Raw genomic sequence first — 16,153 nt, 5'->3', positions numbered from 1 at the left:
GTGACTGTTGCCATTAGTACGGCTGAGCCTTATGTCTTCTCGTTCTCGCTTCGCGACGCGATCGCGGCGTCCGGCGTCCCGAAAACCTAAACCTCGGCAGCGCTCCCGTTCCTACTCTCCTCGTTTCCGGGCTTTGCTGGTTTGGAGTTTGCTGATGTTGAGTATGTTCGGCCTTGCAGGCCGACTGGCCTACATTCAGCTGATGCAAGGCCCCGTGCTGGCGCAAATGGCACAGCAGCAGCAGCAAAGACGCCGACAGCCGATTCAAGCTCGTCATCGCATCATCGACCGTCAAGGGAATGCTCTGGCTGTTGATCAAATTGAGTATACGCTGTACGCTCATCCGGTCTTATTTGATCGGCCTGCAACGGCGATCGCGACTGAACTGAGTCCGCTTTTGGAGCAGCCAACAGCCCAGCTTGTGCAACAATTCGAGAGCCAAGAAACCGGGCTGAAAGTCGCTGAGATGCTCCCGGAAGAAGCCGCTAAGCGGATTGCAAATCAAGGGATCAACGGTCTAGAGCTAATTCCTAACCTGCGACGATTTTATCCTCGAGGAGATTTGTTTTCTCAAATTGTCGGTTACGTCGATGTTGATGGAAAAGGCCAAGCCGGACTAGAATACAGCCTCCAAGAGCAGCTACTCATTGCCCAACCAACGCCAGCCCCAGCTACCGTCGAGAAGGCTCAAGACTCCGATCTAGCCGCTTTGCTTGCTGGAGATGAGTTGACGTTGCAGCTAACGCTAGATAGCCGTCTCCAGCGAGCAGCCCAGTTAAGCCTGCGCCGCCAGATGCAGACCTACAGCGCCAAACGCGGCATTGTTTTGGTAATGGATGCGCTTGATGGCTCGATTCTGGCGATGGCGGTCGAACCCACCTATGACCCAAATCGCTATTACGAAGCGGAGGTAGCTGCCTTTAAAAACTGGGCTGTCAGCGACAGCTATGAGCCAGGTTCTACCTTTAAGCCTATTAACGTAGCGATCGCGCTGGCTTCCAAAGCGGTCGAACCTGGTTTTACCGTTTACGATGAAGGCCGCATCCAAATTGGCGAGTGGCCAATTCAAAATGCTGATTTTAGTGCCAGAGGGGGACGGGGCGGGCTAACGCTGGCGGAAGTGCTGAAATACTCTAGCAACGTTGGCATGGTGCATCTAATGGAAGCACTGGCACCCGAACAATATTTTGATTGGCTGCAGCGGCTCAAAATCGATCAGCCCACGGGTATTGAACTCCCGGCCGAAACAGCCGGCCAGTTGAAAGAGCGCAATCAGTTTGTTGGTAGCCGAATTGAACCTGCTACCACCGCCTTTGGCCAGGGATTTGCCCTCACGCCTATTCAGCTTTTGCGGCTGCATGCAGCTTTAGCTAATGGCGGCAAATTAGTCAGTCCTCATGTAGTTAAAGGACTCAGCGATCGCCAAGGGCAACTGCGCTGGCAACCCCCTCGGCCTCAACCTCAAGACTTGTTTGACGCCGAAACTGCTCAGCAAGTCGTCGCCATGATGGAAACCGTCGTCCAAGATGGCACAGGTAAGCCTGCCCAGGTTGCCGGATATCGACTGGCAGGCAAAACAGGTACCGCTCAAAAAGCTTTGAATGGATACTATACCGATGCCCGCATCACCAGCTTTGTTGGCATTTTGCCCGCCGAAGCTCCCCGCTACGTGGTACTGGCAATTGTCGATGAACCTTGGGGAGATGATGCCTATGGTTCAACCGTTGCCGCCCCTATCGTTAAAGCCGTTACCGAAGCACTGGTAGCAGTTGAGGGCATTCCCCCCAGCGACTTAGCTACCCCTGCCACCAACGAAGCTGAATAGGCGATCGCTTAGCTGCCAAAGAGCGCTTTTTCTAACTGCTGTAGCGCTTTATCTAGATCGTCATTGACAATTTGAATATCAAACTCATCTGCCGCTTCAACCTCAATTCTGGCTCGTTGCAAGCGTCGGGCGATCGCGGCTTCGCTATCCTGACTGCGATCGCGAAGTCGCCTTTCGAGTTCTTGAAGAGAAGGTGGCAAAATAAAAATTCGCAACGCTTCTGGACAAGTCTGCTGTACCTGGCGAGCGCCTTCTAGCTCAATTTCCAGCACGACCCAATGCCCTGCTTGAATTTGCTGCTGCACAGGAACCATCGGGGTGCCGTAATAATTACCAGCAAACTCAGCCCACTCCAGCAGCTCCCCCGCTGCCACCATTTGTTCAAACGCTAGGCGATCGACAAAATAGTAATGCTGTCCGTTAATTTCACCAGGTCGGGGCTGTCGAGTGGTAGCCGAGGTTGAAAGATAAAGCTCAGGATGGCTCGCTAGCAAACGTCGCAATAGGGTTCCTTTGCCGACACCGCTAGGCCCCGTAAAGACCACCAGTTTTCCTGGCTTAGCCGAGGTGGACTGGGTTGTGATCTTTTCAGACTCAGGGATGGCTGTAGACGAATATGGCATTGACAAACCCGTTAGTTCAAACTTAGCTCGACGTCTGGTAAATCAAACAGCACTGTCGTCATATAGCGTTCAGCCCACTCATCCCCAAACGCCTTAATAAGCACCCGACGAGTTTTGTCGTTTTGCTGTTGCTGCTGAACATAGCGCTGCTGACCGCGCAAAATTTCGGGCTGTTGCTGGGGTACGGGTGAAGCTGCGATCGCTTGTTGGCAGTGAATGTCTAGAAAATTTTTAACCCGGTCTAAAAAGGCGGCTTCTTCTTCTAGGTTACCCGGTCGCACAAAGGTACAAAAAGCAGAAAAAATATTTCCCCACGTTGGCAACTCGCGAGGCTGGCTAAAGTCAGGTTGAGGTAAAGCCCTAAGTCGATCTTGATAACCCTGCGGCAGGCTATTGTCGGCGCTAACAGGTGACAAATCTGCGATCGCTGCGCTAATCTGCCCCCGTCCGCCGACTAGATCACAGCCAAACATCGGTAGAGCAAAGTCTGGGCGGGGAAACATAACACAGTGCAGAATGTCTAAGCTTTGTCCAACTTTTGCCAGTTCCAAATGAAGTTTGCGGAACTCACGGGTTTGGTAGCAGTGATTTTCAATCACCAGTTTTTCGCCTTCTAGCCGTCCTTCGACATAGCCCAAGTCTTCAGGTAGCTGGTAGGGTACCAAAGTCAAATGCTTTTGCCAGGTAGCTTCGATTAGATCAGCTAGCTGACGAATCAACGGATGTTGCCGCTCTCGAATAGACGGGTTAGACACAACAGATATAAAAACGGTTAGTCAGTTTTATGAAGAAAAGTTGCATTTGCCAGACTTCTCAGAGTTTTAGAATATCAGCTTCAGTGGGGATTCCGGTCTTTATTCCTGACCTAGACTGGCAATCTTAGAAGGAATAAATGTGCGGTTCCCAACAATGCCCCGGTCGATGGTCGTCACTGAACTCCCTTCTCGTCAAGTGCTCGGTTTAAATCAGCGCACCTACCAGCGCCTCAAGCTAACCCTGCAGCTCAATCTAAAACGTCAGTTGCTGATTGCGGTTTGCGATGATATGCGGCTGCGCGATCGCCTCGCCACTCAGCTAGAAGCTGAAATAGCTGCGGGTTCTGACGCGGCAGCTACCACCTTAGAAGGTTGGCAAGAACACCAGCGCCCTCTGCAATGCTTGCAACTTGACCCCAAACAGCCTCACCTGCCCCAGCAAATTGTTGCCTGCATTCAACAGCAGCGGCTCAGCGACAACCCACCTACGGGGATGAGTCTACAAGTGCTTGGGATTGAGCAGCTAACCCGCCAATCTGCAACGACACAACGCCAGTTTTTGCGATCGCTGCGGCAAGTTGAACTGCTTTTACCCGCTTTAGAGCACAGTCTGCTTTTATGGATGCCCTGGCCTTGGATCCGCCTGATTCAGCAGTCGTTACCTAGCTTTTGGGCTTGCCACACGGGCTTTTTTGAATTTGTTGGTGATCCTACCCCGTTAGCCCCTTTGCCTGAGCAGCCTTCTGCCACCCTACCGCTGCCCGGTAAAGCAGCTACCTCGCGTTATCTGGCAACCCGTTTTGGCTCATCGCTTGCCGACACTTCACCCCCGCCTACCGAGACTTTAGCAAGTGTCGTTCCAGCCACCGAAATTACGCTTGAAGAGCTTGAACTCGCTGAGCTAGAAACGGTAATTCCTGAGCCGCTGGTGCCGATTGAAACAGACTTGCCCTCGCGATCGCAGGCCTTATCTCCGGCGGCTGACGCAGCGGCTTCTTCTCAAACCCGTCAAGAGACGGCAACCGCTGTAGCGCTTTTGCCCAAACCCCCTTCAGCGCTAACCCAGGAGGTTGATCCAGCCGCAGGCAACGCCTATCTACAGCTTGGCCAGGTCTACCGCGATCGCCTGGTAGCGGGTGACGACGATGGCGAACTCCTGGTTGCGGCAATTCAAGCCTATGAAGAAGGTCTACGCTGGTTGCCAGAACATTCTCCCCTCTGGAGTGATAGCCTCAACGATTTAGGCAGCCTCTACTGGATTAAAGCCCAGCGAACCTCAGCCATTGCGGAGGCGCTACCGCTGATGGAACAGGCCATTCGGGCTTATCAGCAGGCGCTAAACACAAGAGCTGACCAAACGCCAGAAGCGACCGGACGCTTGTACAGTAACTTAGCCGCTGCCCACAGCTTTTTAGCCAATTTCCAAACGCCGCTTAGCCACCTGACTCAAGCCGTAGACGCCTATCACCAAGCTCTCAACTATCGCTCTGCGGAAACAGCCGCTTTAGAATATTCTTCTTTGCAAAACAGCCTGGGGGCGGCTCACTGGCGGCTGGCTCAGCAGGCGTCGCCCAGACAGCACCTTCAGCAGGCGATCGCCGCTTACACAGAAGCCCTGCAATATTGCCAACCCCACCAAGAACCCCTTCGCTACGCCATGATTGAAAACAACTTAGGCGTTGCTTACTGGAGTTTGGCTCAGCACCACCAACCCGTTGTTAGCCTAGAGCAGGCCATTGCAGCCTACCAAAAGGCTTTGGTTTACCGCACACCTGAAATAGATGCAGCGGCCTGTGCCGCTACCCAAAACAACTTAGGCACCGCCTACTGTGAACTGGCTAGCCACCAAAAGCAAGTTCAACAGCGAGACCAGTTGTGGCAGCAGGCGATCGCCGCTTATAGCAAAACGCTAAACGTTCTACAGCTCGGCCATCCACAAGCTTCAGCCCAATCGTTAGACCTCTATTCAGTCCACTACAGTCTAGGGGTGGTTCACGGCTATTTAGGCGCATCTGGACAGCTCAGCGAGACAGAACAGACTCACCACCTGACTCAAGGCTTACAGCACTACCTCACAGCTTGGGAGGGATGGCAAACTTCACCCGAAGCCCGCGAAACCACGCTTCAGGCGATCGCCAACAATCTGCGACTACAGCAGCAACAACTCGGCATTGCTCGCCAGCAGCAAGCTTTACAACAAATTCCTGCTCACCTACTACCAGAATTACTACCCAAGCTTTAGCGATAGAACGTTATCTAGATCAGCACGTCCCAGCAGACCAAGGGGTGTCATCATTTGGAATTATGCTGACACCCCCGGTCTAGGTCATGGCGAAAGGCAGCAGACTGAGGGCTAGGAAAAGAAAGAAAGCTTTTCTGTCAGCAACTTGCAGCAGAAGGGTTCCAATGCTTGTGGCTATCTCTAAGCTAACCCTCTCAGCCGTACTGCGGGGATAGTCCTTAGGAACGACGCTTAAGTCCCAGCAACCCAACCAAGCCTGCTAAGGCAATGCCCGTAGTAGCTATCGGTTCAGGAACCGAGGCCGGTTTATCCGTAATCGAGTACAAGCGAGTACTGCCGCTGATTTCGTTGGTGACAGCCAGTAGAGGAATGCCTGTGGGGCTATCGGCTGCTGAGATAAATAGCAGCCCCTCTGGGCCTAAATCACCTGCGGTACCTGCTTCTGGATTGCCGTTAAAGTCGCGGTTGTTGACGTATTGGACAAACGTAGGGGCGGTGGGGTTGGTGATGTTGTAAACCATGACGCCGCCAATACGCTCTAGGCCAATAAAGGCATAGATTTGACCTTCAATTTCGCCAATGGTTACCCCTTCAGGTTCAGGGCCTTTGGCGTCGCTGCGGGTATCAAAGGTGTTTTCGTCGTTGTCAGAATTAAAGAATTCAGGAAACGCTTGAGCAACGATTTGCTCAAACTGGCTGCCGCTATCAAATACCAGGTTGCCTGCTGCATCCCAAATTGAAAACGAACGTCCACCAAACGCATATAGCGCTTCGTAAAGGCCATCCCCATCGGCATCTCCCAGGGTACTGGTAACGGCTAAGCGGCCTAAAGCCTCGTCAGCCTGAAGTTCGGCTGCATTGGGAAACGCATTAGGGTCAAGCACCAAGTCCTTGATCCGCTCTTCTTCGGCAAAAGCATCATAGTCGCGAGCGTCGCCTTCATTGGCCGAAATGATGTAAGTTTGGCCGGCTACTTCAAAGGTCGCGATCGCATCAGGTTGATACAGCCCAAACACCGGACGGTTAACGATATTGATTGCATCGTCGCGATCGCTGCTGTCTAATTCATTACCGGGCTGGCTGTAGTCTTTAAAGCCTAAGCCAACAATTTGTTCAAACTCTCCCGTCGTTAGATTTAAAATACCAAGGGCATTGTTCTCTTGAAGAGAGACATAAGCTTTTGTTGAATCAGCTGAAATAGCAATATATTCTGGCTCTAAATCTTGGGCAACGGTTGCGCCAGGGCCAAAAATACGCACGCCGCTGGCTTGAGTAAATGAAGTTCCATTGAACTGGGTAAAGCCAGCCTCGGATACAGTGGCTCCGCCAATCCCGGCTGAGATATCGATAATACTGACTGAACCAACCGGATCGTTGCTGTAATCGCTGCTGGGTTCGCCTTCATTGGCAACAAGAATTTTGCTACCGTCTGGGGTAAACGTCAACATGTCAGGCAGCGCTCCTACCGCAACAGCGCCCTGAACCACACCATCCGCATCAAAAAAGACCACCTGACCCGCATCTTGAGCGACGTCGGCCTCAACAGCAGCCGCTAGCACCCCATTTTTGAAAGCGACGCTGTTAACACCACCACCAAATAGATTCAGTGAAATGCTGCTGACCAGGGTTGGCTGCGTTGGATCACCAATATTGATAATGTCAATAGTGTTGGCGTTGGCGTTGGTGACAAACAAACGCTGCGTGACCGGGTCGTAAGCTGAAATTTCAGCAGCGCCTTCATTGAAAACGTTAGTCAGATAGCCACCGACAGGCGTTAACTGAACATCAGCCGTTGCAGGTAGCGCCAGCGCTCCCAAAGTTAAGCTAGACGCCACCAAACCCAAAAACTTTGAAGTGTGCATAAAGGTTGTTAATTTGACCACTCAGAAAAAACTACTGAGTAGAAATTAAGCAGCCCACAAGCTAAGGTTATCAAAAGGTTAATGACCCGTACATTTACGGATTCTTCAAGAAAAAATCATTACCCTTTTATATAGGCACCCAAATCGTTTAAGGTTGAGTGCCCCCCCATCAATTAGCACCTACCGCCCACCAAGCCAAAGCATATCGTTGCAGCAATTCGTCATTAACCTGTTGACGATAGACTACCCGTAGCTTGTAGCGTCCCGTTTCAGGAATAGGGAAGAAAATATGTTCGACGCTGTCAGCTTCACTGACGGAAGACCAGAGGCTTTGGCTGATGTCTGTTGCCTCGGCTGGCATTAAGTACAAATCTAAGTTGTTTAGCCCTCGATCGGCAAAAGTTTCCCCAATGTCGTAGAGATCGTTTTGATTCTCATCTTGAAGAACAACCAAACGCTCCCATGCCAATGTTGCCGAGAGAAAACTGCCCCCTTGCAAAGGCTGCTCAAAAACATAATCTTGAGACAACACTGCTGGCTGCGATCGCGGTAGATCAGTCGGCGGTACGGGAGATTCTAGGGCGCTGTAGTTCCAGCCAATCAGCGGAACAGCCGCGTCTGCAGACTGAGGGCCAGGTTGAAATTGCTGATAAGCCCTAAAAGCGTTAAGATGGCCCGTCCCCAGTTCTGCGTGCAGCGGAATTTTCGGATCTCGGTATGCGTCAGAATCTAACCAGGTGGTATTTTGTTCGTCTAGTAAGGTGCGCGTCATGCCCAGAAGCAAGCCGTCGCCTGAGTCTTTAATTTTATCGGCTGAGTTGAGCAAGATAGCTTTCATCACCGTTGGCTGACGCGCATCTAAGTTCCAGTTGTCAGGGCCAGTACGAATTTGGCGATCGCCAAATTCTTGCAACAAAGCGATGGTGGCCACAACATGCGGCGCGGCAAAGCTAGTGCCACTGGTGCGACGCGGATGTCCATCTGGATCTAAAAGCTCTAAATTGCCGCCAGGGGCTACCAAATTAATAGAGCGACGCGGCCCCACGTTAGTTTCAGGCGCAGGCGATCGCTGGGGGCGGTAAATCGGCTCACTGCCCATGTTGGCGTAGTCTACCCGGTAAAAGCGACCGTCAATGGCTGTAGAAAAAGCAACATTGATGCCGTTGAAGTTATCGGTGGGAATGGGAATTCCTCCCGAACCCTGGTTTCCGGCAATCACGTACAGCATTTCATGAACCCGATGCGACCAATCTATGCATTGAGTAAGCAGGGCATTACCATCTAGCATCGGATCAGGGCGCGGATCGCGTCCCAGCGCTTCTCCAAAGCTAAAGTTCATAGCGCGGACGTCACCCCCGTTTTGCAGGGCTACGTGTTGCGAGGCCAAACATTCTTCCGGTTGGCCATTGCGACCTTGCAGGGGGCCAATGGCGGCTGAATATAACGTAGCCCCAGGCGCTACTCCCGTTAAGTTTTTGTCTTGGCTAATCATGACGCTGGCCACATTAGCGGCATGACCATCTACATACTGATTGGGGCTAGCTAAGCGATCGCGAAAAAAAACGGCACGTACCGCTACGGGCATCATCTCATAAGCCACTTTATCTAGACCAAACTGACCAGGACGCCCAATTTCTACCTGGCCGATGGCAATCTTGCGACCCGTCAAGTCGTAGGGCTGTTCATGCAAGCGTCTAGCATCAATTCCTTCTGGCCCAATCGAGAGAGAAAGGGCTAGCACTGGCAAGCCTGCGGTCAAACTGAGTAGACTACCCAGCCCCAGAGAACGCGTTGTTAGTCGAGAAGTCAGCTGAGAGAGGAAACGGCAGCTCATAGACCTTTAACAAAAATGCGTAGGCAATCTTGGAAGAAAATTGGCAGCAAAAGTTTAGCTTGCCCCTACTCTAGCGTCAGTTGAGCTAATTTGCTCAAAGTCTGAAGTCCAAATAGCTAGGAGGAAACTAAAGATTTTGTTACGATGAATACGCAGCGAGGAGACAGGAGTATCCGTCCATCATGACTGACACTAAATCCAATAAGCCAATTGTCATTTCTCCATCAATTTTATCGGCTGATTTTAGTCGATTGGGAGACGAAGTGCGCGCCGCCGACAAAGCGGGTGCCGACTGGATTCACGTAGATGTGATGGATGGACGCTTTGTGCCCAACATTACCATTGGGCCTTTGATTGTTGAAGCCATCCGTCCAGTGACGCAAAAGCCGCTTGACGTCCATCTGATGATTGTAGAACCAGAAAAGTACGTCGCTGATTTTGCGAAAGCTGGAGCGGACATTATCTCGGTTCATGCAGAGCACAATGCTTCTCCTCACCTGCATCGTACCCTTTCACAGATTCGTGAGTTGGGTAAGCAAGCAGGTGTAGTGCTCAATCCGGCTACGCCACTGGTACTAATCGAACATGTACTAGAGATTTGCGACCTGATTTTGATCATGAGCGTTAATCCTGGTTTTGGCGGGCAAAGCTTTATTCCTGCCGTACTACCAAAGATTCGCCAACTGCGTCAGATGTGTGACGAACGCGGCTTAGACCCCTGGATTGAAGTAGATGGCGGCTTGAAAGCAAACAATACCTGGCAGGTGCTTGAAGCGGGAGCCAATGCTATCGTTGCTGGTTCTGCCGTCTTTAAAGCTGATGACTATGCCGACGCAATCAGCAGTATTCGCAACAGCAAACGCCCTGAGCTAGCTGCCGTATAATTCTTGGCGGTATTAACTCCGTATTAACCCTAACCAGCGCGATCGCTTGTTTAAGTCGATCGCGCTTTTGAGTAACTACCGCTCTGCCAGCCCTTTCTAGAGCCGCTGAGCTTCGCGGTCTAAAAAAGCGGTTGGATTTCCGCTGTCTGACCGAAGCTTTCCACTTGGATGGCGGATGAAATAATTAGATATCTTTTATACATTTTTAATAGGGAAAACAACCCAAAATCATCTGCGACTGAAGCAGTCTGTTGCTTGATTCTACTGACGTGTAAAGACGGTTAGCCCCGACTTAAAACGGTTTGAATTACTTAAATTCACTGATTTGCGTAGTTTCTTTTACGTCTAAATTGTAACTAGACGCAGCGAAGTTAAGCACACAGACAGTCAGCTAACTCAGCAGAGAGAGCGTCTCAGAAGCAGATTTTACGATTCAATGCTTGTGCTTATCAGCTGGAACGGGGTGAAGAAGAACATGAATTCAATCGAAGAAACAGTTGAAAAAATTTTTTCGACGCGCAGATTAACCCGATATGATCAACGATTGCTCATGAGCTTGTATGCCAAACGTCAAATTAGCCGCCACGATCAGGCTTTAATTGATCGAATTTATGAAGCTTTAAATCAGGGGCGTATTCGCGTTGTGGAATAACGACCTTGCATATCCCTAGCTAACACAGACGTATGTTTGATTAGCTTGCTTGGGATAGTGTGCCCTTATGGTTCAGTGGAAAACACTCCTCTTCAAAACGGCTGTTTGGTTGGCAGCTGAGTGTTTACTAGGACTTATTGGACTCGACGATCTCTGTGATTATAGTGAGTTCTTAGAATGTACCAAACATGCTGATAGCTACATTCAGCAAGCTTCACAGCCCGCTTTAGTCATCACCTCTAATTCTGCTCGTTAAAAAATATCTTGTAAGCGTTGAGACGGTTTTACTCAACTTGAGGACTGCTCAACCAGAGTCAGCAGTCTGGACTTTATGATAGAGATAACCTGATCTAGGTTGTCTTTGAGCGTTCTTTCTCGTTAGTTGCCAGCCTAGAGGCTTTACTCTACAGCGGCAACCCGCGATCGCCGCTGTTTAATGTTTTTGCTGACTTTGCTTAAATGTCGTTCCATCAATTTATTGCAGCTAACGAAGCCGTTACACTCAACAACTGCGATCGCGAACCTATCCATATTCCTGGGCTTATTCAACCGCACGGCATCTTTTTTGTTTTGTCTGAGCCAGACTTCACCTTGGTGCAGCTCAGCAGCAACACCGCAGTTCACTTAGGCATACCACCAACCCAACTTTTAGGCCGTCCCCTATCTCAACTGCTGACCTCCCAGCAGCTAGACGTGATTCAGCAAAGTCTTAAAGATGATTTTGCCGTACTCAATCCGCTTGAGATCACGATCCAAACAGATACTCAGCTGGCTTACTTTAACGGCATCCTGCATCGATCTTTGCAAGACAAACTGATTTTAGAGCTTGAACCCAAAACGGCAGACTCCCAAAGCAATTTTTGGGGCTTTCATCTCGCGACCAAAGGCATTCTGGCAAAAATGCAGAAAGCCGAAAATCTTAGCCAGCTTTGTGAACTCATGGTTAAAGAAGTTCGGCGGCTGACAGGCTTTGACCGAGTGATGATTTATCGTTTCGATACCGATGGCGCAGGGGTTGTCATTGCTGAAGACAAGCAACCTGATTTAGAACCTTACTTGGGCTTACATTACCCTGCCACCGATGTTCCCCAACAGGCAAAACTCCTTTACACGCTAAACCCTCTCAGGCTGATTCCTGATGTTGACTACCAGCCCGTACCCCTCTTGAGTACCGAATCAGCCACCGTAGCAGCAGAGCCGTTAGATTTAAGCCTCAGCATTTTAAGAAGCGTTTCCCCCGTTCATCTTGAGTATTTGAAAAACATGGGGGTCAGCGCTTCAATGTCTATTTCTTTAGTACAAAACAAAAAGCTGTGGGGGTTAATTTCTTGTCACCATATAACTCCCAAGTTTGTACCTTACGATACGCGAACGATCTGCGAATTTTTAGGTCAGGTCATGTCTTTAGAACTAGCGTCTAAAGAGGCTAACGAAAATCTTGACTATAAAGTCCGCTTGAAGTCTATTCAGGCGAAGTTTACTGACCGGATATCGTGTGCGGAAGAATTTACTGACGCGCTTGTCAAAGATCGTCAGGAACTTTTGGATCTAGTCGGTGCCGATGGAGCAGTGGTGTGTACACAGGGGCATTTAACCCAAATAGGTAAAGTACCGAGTGAAAGCCAGATTCAAGATTTGCTCGAATGGCTGCCTAACCACCTAGAAAACGACCTTCTGGTGACTCATGCGCTGTCAACTCTGTATCCGCCAGCTACGACCTTTCAAGCCGATGCCAGCGGCTTACTGGCGCTGACCATTACGCGGGTTCAAAAGAACTTTGTTTTGTGGTTTCGGGGAGAGCGTTTGCAACAGGTGACTTGGGCTGGCAACCCTGATAAACCTGTTCAGGTAGAGCCAGATGGCAGTTATACGATCTATCCGCGCAAATCTTTTGAAGCTTGGCAGCAAACGGTTACTGGCCAGTCGTTACCCTGGCTACCCTGCGAAATTGAAGGAGCGCTAGAGCTAAAAAGTGCAATTGTAGGAATTGCGTTGCGTAAAGCCGATGAGCTGGCTGCTATTAATTTAGAGCTAGAGCGTAGCAACGTAGAGTTAGATGCTTTTACTTATATTGCCTCTCACGACCTGAAGGAACCCCTGCGCGGTATTCACAATTACTCTACGTTTCTACTAGAAGACTACCTCAATATCCTGGACGAAGAGGGGGTTGAGCGGTTACAGACTTTAGTTCGCTTGACTAAGCGAATGGAGGATTTAATCAACTCTTTGCTGCTGTTTGCACGTCTAGGGCGGCAAGAAATGAACCTGCGCCCTGTCGATGTCAATCGTTTGGTCAATGAGGTCATTGAGGTCTTTTATATGAGTAAAGACCAAACAGAAGTCACTGTACAAATTGCCCAGCCGCTCCCTTGGGTACAAGGCGATCGCGTTTTGCTAGAGCAGGTATTTACCAACCTGATTAGCAATGGCCTTAAATACAATACTCAGACGCAGAAACAAATTGAAATAGGCGTTTTGCCCCTGGCCGATGCGGCACTTGCAGCAGAAGGGAAGCAACCCATGCAGACGTTTTACATTCGAGATAACGGCATCGGTATTCGCGAGCGTCATTTAGATTCGGTTTTTCGGATCTTTAAACGGTTGCACGGCCCTGGCAAGTATGGGGGAGGCACAGGAGCCGGGCTGACAATTGTTAAAAAAATTGTGGAGCGCCACGGCGGTAAGATTTGGATTGAATCTAATTATGGGACAGGCAGTACCTTTTATTTCACGCTGCCGACTTGAACCGTCAGGCCATCATTGGTCTTCGCTCAATCTCTCATCTCAAAGGAAAATTAAGTGTGAGTACAGATAGAGGCAGGTTGATACTGGCAGTTGAGGATAGCGACGAAGACTTCCATGCCTTCACCCGGGCGATGAAGCAGTTGAACATTGCTGAAACTGTTTGTCGGGTCTGCGACGGCGACGACGCGCTGGACTATTTGCATCATGAAGGGCAGTACACGGATTTTGACCAGTATCCTCGACCTTCTGTCATCTTGATGGACTTGAATTTACCCGGCACCGATGGCCGCGATGTTATTCGTGAGATCAAGCAAAACGAGCAGCTTAAAACCATCCCTATTGTGGTTTTGACCACCTCTTCCAACCCTAAAGACATCAATGTCTGTTACCAGTATGGAATCAATAGCTATATGCTTAAACCCATTGGCATTGAGGCTTTGAAAAAAACCGTCGATGACTTTTTTCACTACTGGTTCAAAGCCGTTTTGCTGCCGGGTTCTCAGTAAAGAGCTTTATGATTCGCCATCAGGTTTTATTAGTTGATGACTGTCTTGAAGATAGGGTGACCTATCGCCGTTTCTTAGAAAAAGATTCAAATCTTCATTACCAGATCAGAGAAGCCACCTGTGCCGAAACTGCCCTGGAACAATGCGATCAGCAGTTTCCAGACACTATCGTTCTGGATTATTTACTACCGGATGCTGATGGTCTAGAGTTTTTGGCTGAGCTAAAGCAGCAGTTTCCTGAGCGATCGCCGTCCGTCATTCTTTTAACGGGTCAAGGCAATGAAGCGGTAGCTTTGCAGGCTAGACAGTTAGGCGTTCAGGCTTTTTTGGTCAAAGGTGAGCTAACCGCACCGCTTTTTCGAGAAGCGGTTCACCATGCTTTGTCCCTCTCTGTCAATAAAGCGGCAGAAACGCTATCGCAGACAGGTTAGTCGGTTGGCCGAAAATAAGCGATCGCTGCTTGGGTTCCCTGCAAGGCTAGGGCGGCTGTGTAAGCAGGCGCAGGCCGAAAGGGAAAGAAAACCCAGCTTTGGCGGTTGGCAGCTGATGTAGTTAGACAAAAGACTTGCTGAGCTGCTGGCAAATTCAGCTCTGCTATAGCCTGCTCCAGACCAGAAATTCCTTGTCCGGTAGCTTTGAGGTAGGCTTCTTTGCAAGTCCAAAGCTGAAAAAACAGAGCTTGCTGATCTGCAGCCGCTAACAGGAGCGCCTGTTCGCTAGGGGAAAAGAATTGGGGTGCCAGCGAGGCCACGGCAATGGGTCGCTCGTATTCTAAATCCACCCCTACGGCGCGATCGCGGCAAATGGCAATAAGCGCGATCGCTTGCGAGTGCGAAACATTAAAGCTGAGAGGACGGCTAACCCAGTTGGCCAGGGTCGGTTTGCCATAAGCTCCGTAGGCAAAGCTGACCCTGGCAGGGGGGATTGCCAGATAGCGTCCTAAAATTTGTCTGAGCTGCCCTCGACAGGCAATGTAGTGCTGGCGATCGCGTTCAAAGTGGAACTGGTCAGCCCGCTGATGTTCATCCGCTGAGAGTAGCGTCCGCCAAAGCGATTGTTGAGCCAAGGAAGACGTTAGCCGAATTTGCCAAAGATGGACTGTCCCTGCAGGCAGTTCTAAATCAGCTGGCGGCGGCTGCCAGTCGGGGGTTGCTAAGGTACAGGTTAGAGACACTGCAGATCCTCCCTTACCGCCTGCAGAATCTTGGTTTGTTGCGTTTTGAGATAAAAATGATCGCCTGCTAAAAGCCGCAGCTTAAACTGCGCCTGAGTATGGATCTGCCAAGCCGATAGCTGTTTTTGGCTGACTTTAGCATCGCGATCGCCGCCAAAAACAGAAATTGCACAGGGCAAAGGCGGGCCAGCTCGGTAAGTGTAAGTTTCAAGTACAGCAAAATCGGCTCGCAATACTGGCAAGAGCAGTTCTAAGAGTTCAGGTTCTTGCAAAATGGCTGCTGGCGTACCGTTGTAGCGACGCAGTTCGGCAATAAACTCAGCCTCTGGCAGCAAATGCATTTTGACGCCTTGGCGCGGTAGGTGAGGAGCCTGATGAGAGGAAAGAAACAAATGCTGAGGACAAGCCAAACCTCGATAATGCCAGTAGCGAGCCAGTTCAAAACTGACCAAAGCCCCCATGCTATGTCCCCAAAAGGCGAAAGGGCGATCGCACAGGGGCAATAAGGCTGGCGATAGGGCATGGATGAGCGCCAGCATGCGGGTAAAAGGCGCTTGCGAAAATCGGTTTTCGCGACCCGGTAGCTGTATGGGGCAAACCTCTATTTCAGGCGGTAGCTGGAAAGCCCAAGCCCGAAAAATAGCCGCCCCACCCCCGGCATAGGGAAAGCAAAATAGCCGTAGTCGAGCTTGGGGAGTCGGCTGTGGGCAAATGATCCAAGGATTAAGCTGGGCATGAGAAGACATGAATTCAAAAGAGTCGCTGGAAGCAAATGTCAGCAAGCAATTTTCCTTAAGCCCCTATATCTAAGTACGGCGTAACGCCACAATGGGATCAAGTTCGACTGCTTGCCGGGTAGGCATCACCCCCCAAAATAGACCAATTTCGCTAGAAACGCTGCGGGCAACCATTACCGCTGTTAAAGAAATTAGAGGTTGAAAAGGCGTTACGCTACCAATCAGTCCGCCGTCGCTCACTCTAGTAGGGGCTTTTGTTAAACCACCTGTTACCGACAGTAAAATAGCTTCAGTCAAGAACCGCACCCAACTAT

Annotated in this window: 13 protein-coding genes and 1 pseudogene; 7 read left to right on the top strand and 7 right to left on the bottom strand. The window is 50.3% G+C overall.

Features of this window, described 5'->3' with window-relative positions; all coding sequences use genetic code 11:
* Window positions 1-31 precede the first annotated feature (31 nt).
* A complete protein-coding gene (locus ACTS3T_RS14320; protein ID WP_462935228.1) occupies window positions 32-1,825 on the top strand; it encodes a peptidoglycan D,D-transpeptidase FtsI family protein in 1,794 nt (597 codons plus the stop codon).
* Between the two features lie 8 nt (window positions 1,826-1,833).
* Here ACTS3T_RS14320 and gmk read toward each other — a convergent pair whose 3' ends face one another.
* Window positions 1,834-2,448: a guanylate kinase gene (gmk, locus tag ACTS3T_RS14315; protein WP_377960586.1), complete on the bottom strand. Its 615-nt coding sequence runs from the start codon at window positions 2,446-2,448 to the stop codon at window positions 1,834-1,836.
* An 11-nt stretch (window positions 2,449-2,459) separates the two neighbouring features.
* Complete coding sequence (locus ACTS3T_RS14310) at window positions 2,460-3,212, bottom strand: phycocyanobilin:ferredoxin oxidoreductase (protein ID WP_377960602.1); 753 nt, start codon at window positions 3,210-3,212, stop codon at window positions 2,460-2,462.
* A gap of 145 nt (window positions 3,213-3,357) precedes the next feature.
* On the opposite strand from ACTS3T_RS14310, the gene ACTS3T_RS14305 reads away from it, so the two are divergent.
* Window positions 3,358-5,445 (top strand): tetratricopeptide repeat protein, encoded by a 2,088-nt coding sequence (locus ACTS3T_RS14305; protein WP_377960584.1) that lies wholly within the window; start codon window positions 3,358-3,360, stop codon window positions 5,443-5,445.
* 218 nt (window positions 5,446-5,663) lie between these two features.
* Here ACTS3T_RS14305 and ACTS3T_RS14300 read toward each other — a convergent pair whose 3' ends face one another.
* On the bottom strand, window positions 5,664-7,307 hold the full coding sequence (locus tag ACTS3T_RS14300) for a choice-of-anchor I family protein (RefSeq protein WP_377960582.1): 1,644 nt from the start codon (window positions 7,305-7,307) through the stop codon (window positions 5,664-5,666).
* A gap of 169 nt (window positions 7,308-7,476) precedes the next feature.
* Complete coding sequence (locus tag ACTS3T_RS14295) at window positions 7,477-9,141, bottom strand: S8 family serine peptidase (RefSeq protein ID WP_377960580.1); 1,665 nt, start codon at window positions 9,139-9,141, stop codon at window positions 7,477-7,479.
* A 182-nt stretch (window positions 9,142-9,323) separates the two neighbouring features.
* On the opposite strand from ACTS3T_RS14295, the gene rpe reads away from it, so the two are divergent.
* From rpe to ACTS3T_RS14270, 5 genes are all read left to right on the top strand, one after another.
* Window positions 9,324-10,025, top strand: a complete 702-nt coding sequence (rpe, locus tag ACTS3T_RS14290) for a ribulose-phosphate 3-epimerase (protein ID WP_377960578.1) — start codon at window positions 9,324-9,326, stop codon at window positions 10,023-10,025.
* Between the two features lie 475 nt (window positions 10,026-10,500).
* Window positions 10,501-10,677, top strand: a complete 177-nt coding sequence (locus tag ACTS3T_RS14285) for a hypothetical protein (RefSeq protein WP_377960576.1) — start codon at window positions 10,501-10,503, stop codon at window positions 10,675-10,677.
* 459 nt (window positions 10,678-11,136) lie between these two features.
* Window positions 11,137-13,422 carry an ATP-binding protein gene (locus tag ACTS3T_RS14280; RefSeq protein ID WP_462935227.1) on the top strand — a complete coding sequence of 762 codons (2,286 nt, stop codon included), beginning with the start codon at window positions 11,137-11,139 and terminating at the stop codon, window positions 13,420-13,422.
* A 56-nt stretch (window positions 13,423-13,478) separates the two neighbouring features.
* Window positions 13,479-13,928: a response regulator gene (locus ACTS3T_RS14275; RefSeq protein ID WP_377960572.1), complete on the top strand. Its 450-nt coding sequence runs from the start codon at window positions 13,479-13,481 to the stop codon at window positions 13,926-13,928.
* An 8-nt stretch (window positions 13,929-13,936) separates the two neighbouring features.
* Window positions 13,937-14,359, top strand: a complete 423-nt coding sequence (locus ACTS3T_RS14270) for a response regulator (RefSeq protein WP_377960570.1) — start codon at window positions 13,937-13,939, stop codon at window positions 14,357-14,359.
* Here ACTS3T_RS14270 and ACTS3T_RS14265 read toward each other — a convergent pair.
* The 3 genes and pseudogenes from ACTS3T_RS14265 to ACTS3T_RS14255 all read right to left on the bottom strand — a co-directional run.
* Window positions 14,356-15,102 carry a 4'-phosphopantetheinyl transferase family protein gene (locus tag ACTS3T_RS14265; RefSeq protein ID WP_377960568.1) on the bottom strand — a complete coding sequence of 249 codons (747 nt, stop codon included), beginning with the start codon at window positions 15,100-15,102 and terminating at the stop codon, window positions 14,356-14,358. The genes ACTS3T_RS14270 and ACTS3T_RS14265 overlap by 4 nt on opposite strands.
* On the bottom strand, window positions 15,093-15,848 hold the full coding sequence (locus tag ACTS3T_RS14260) for a thioesterase II family protein (protein WP_377960566.1): 756 nt from the start codon (window positions 15,846-15,848) through the stop codon (window positions 15,093-15,095). The genes ACTS3T_RS14265 and ACTS3T_RS14260 overlap by 10 nt, the downstream gene beginning before the upstream one ends.
* A gap of 60 nt (window positions 15,849-15,908) precedes the next feature.
* Window positions 15,909-16,153, bottom strand: a pseudogene (locus tag ACTS3T_RS14255) (ABC transporter permease); the annotation flags it as partial.

It is taken from the genome of Almyronema sp. (assembly GCF_052168255.1).
In the GTDB taxonomy this organism is placed as follows: domain Bacteria; phylum Cyanobacteriota; class Cyanobacteriia; order Phormidesmidales; family Phormidesmidaceae; genus Sphaerothrix; species Sphaerothrix epifaneia.
This window is presented reverse-complemented; position numbering and strand designations above follow the sequence as displayed.

What these genes read in the sequence shown, in the direction of transcription:
- ACTS3T_RS14280 (WP_462935227.1), top strand. Translation starts at nt 11,137, where the DNA reads ATGTCGTTCCATCAATTTATTGCAGCTAACGAAGCCGTTACACTCAAC.
- ACTS3T_RS14270 (WP_377960570.1), top strand. Translation starts at nt 13,937, where the DNA reads ATGATTCGCCATCAGGTTTTATTAGTTGATGACTGTCTTGAAGATAGG.
- ACTS3T_RS14300 (WP_377960582.1), bottom strand. Translation starts at nt 7,307, where the DNA reads ATGCACACTTCAAAGTTTTTGGGTTTGGTGGCGTCTAGCTTAACTTTG.
- ACTS3T_RS14285 (WP_377960576.1), top strand. Translation starts at nt 10,501, where the DNA reads ATGAATTCAATCGAAGAAACAGTTGAAAAAATTTTTTCGACGCGCAGA.
- ACTS3T_RS14305 (WP_377960584.1), top strand. Translation starts at nt 3,358, where the DNA reads ATGCCCCGGTCGATGGTCGTCACTGAACTCCCTTCTCGTCAAGTGCTC.
- ACTS3T_RS14295 (WP_377960580.1), bottom strand. Translation starts at nt 9,141, where the DNA reads ATGAGCTGCCGTTTCCTCTCTCAGCTGACTTCTCGACTAACAACGCGT.
- ACTS3T_RS14320 (WP_462935228.1), top strand. Translation starts at nt 32, where the DNA reads ATGTCTTCTCGTTCTCGCTTCGCGACGCGATCGCGGCGTCCGGCGTCC.
- rpe (WP_377960578.1), top strand. Translation starts at nt 9,324, where the DNA reads ATGACTGACACTAAATCCAATAAGCCAATTGTCATTTCTCCATCAATT.
- gmk (WP_377960586.1), bottom strand. Translation starts at nt 2,448, where the DNA reads ATGCCATATTCGTCTACAGCCATCCCTGAGTCTGAAAAGATCACAACC.
- ACTS3T_RS14260 (WP_377960566.1), bottom strand. Translation starts at nt 15,848, where the DNA reads ATGTCTTCTCATGCCCAGCTTAATCCTTGGATCATTTGCCCACAGCCG.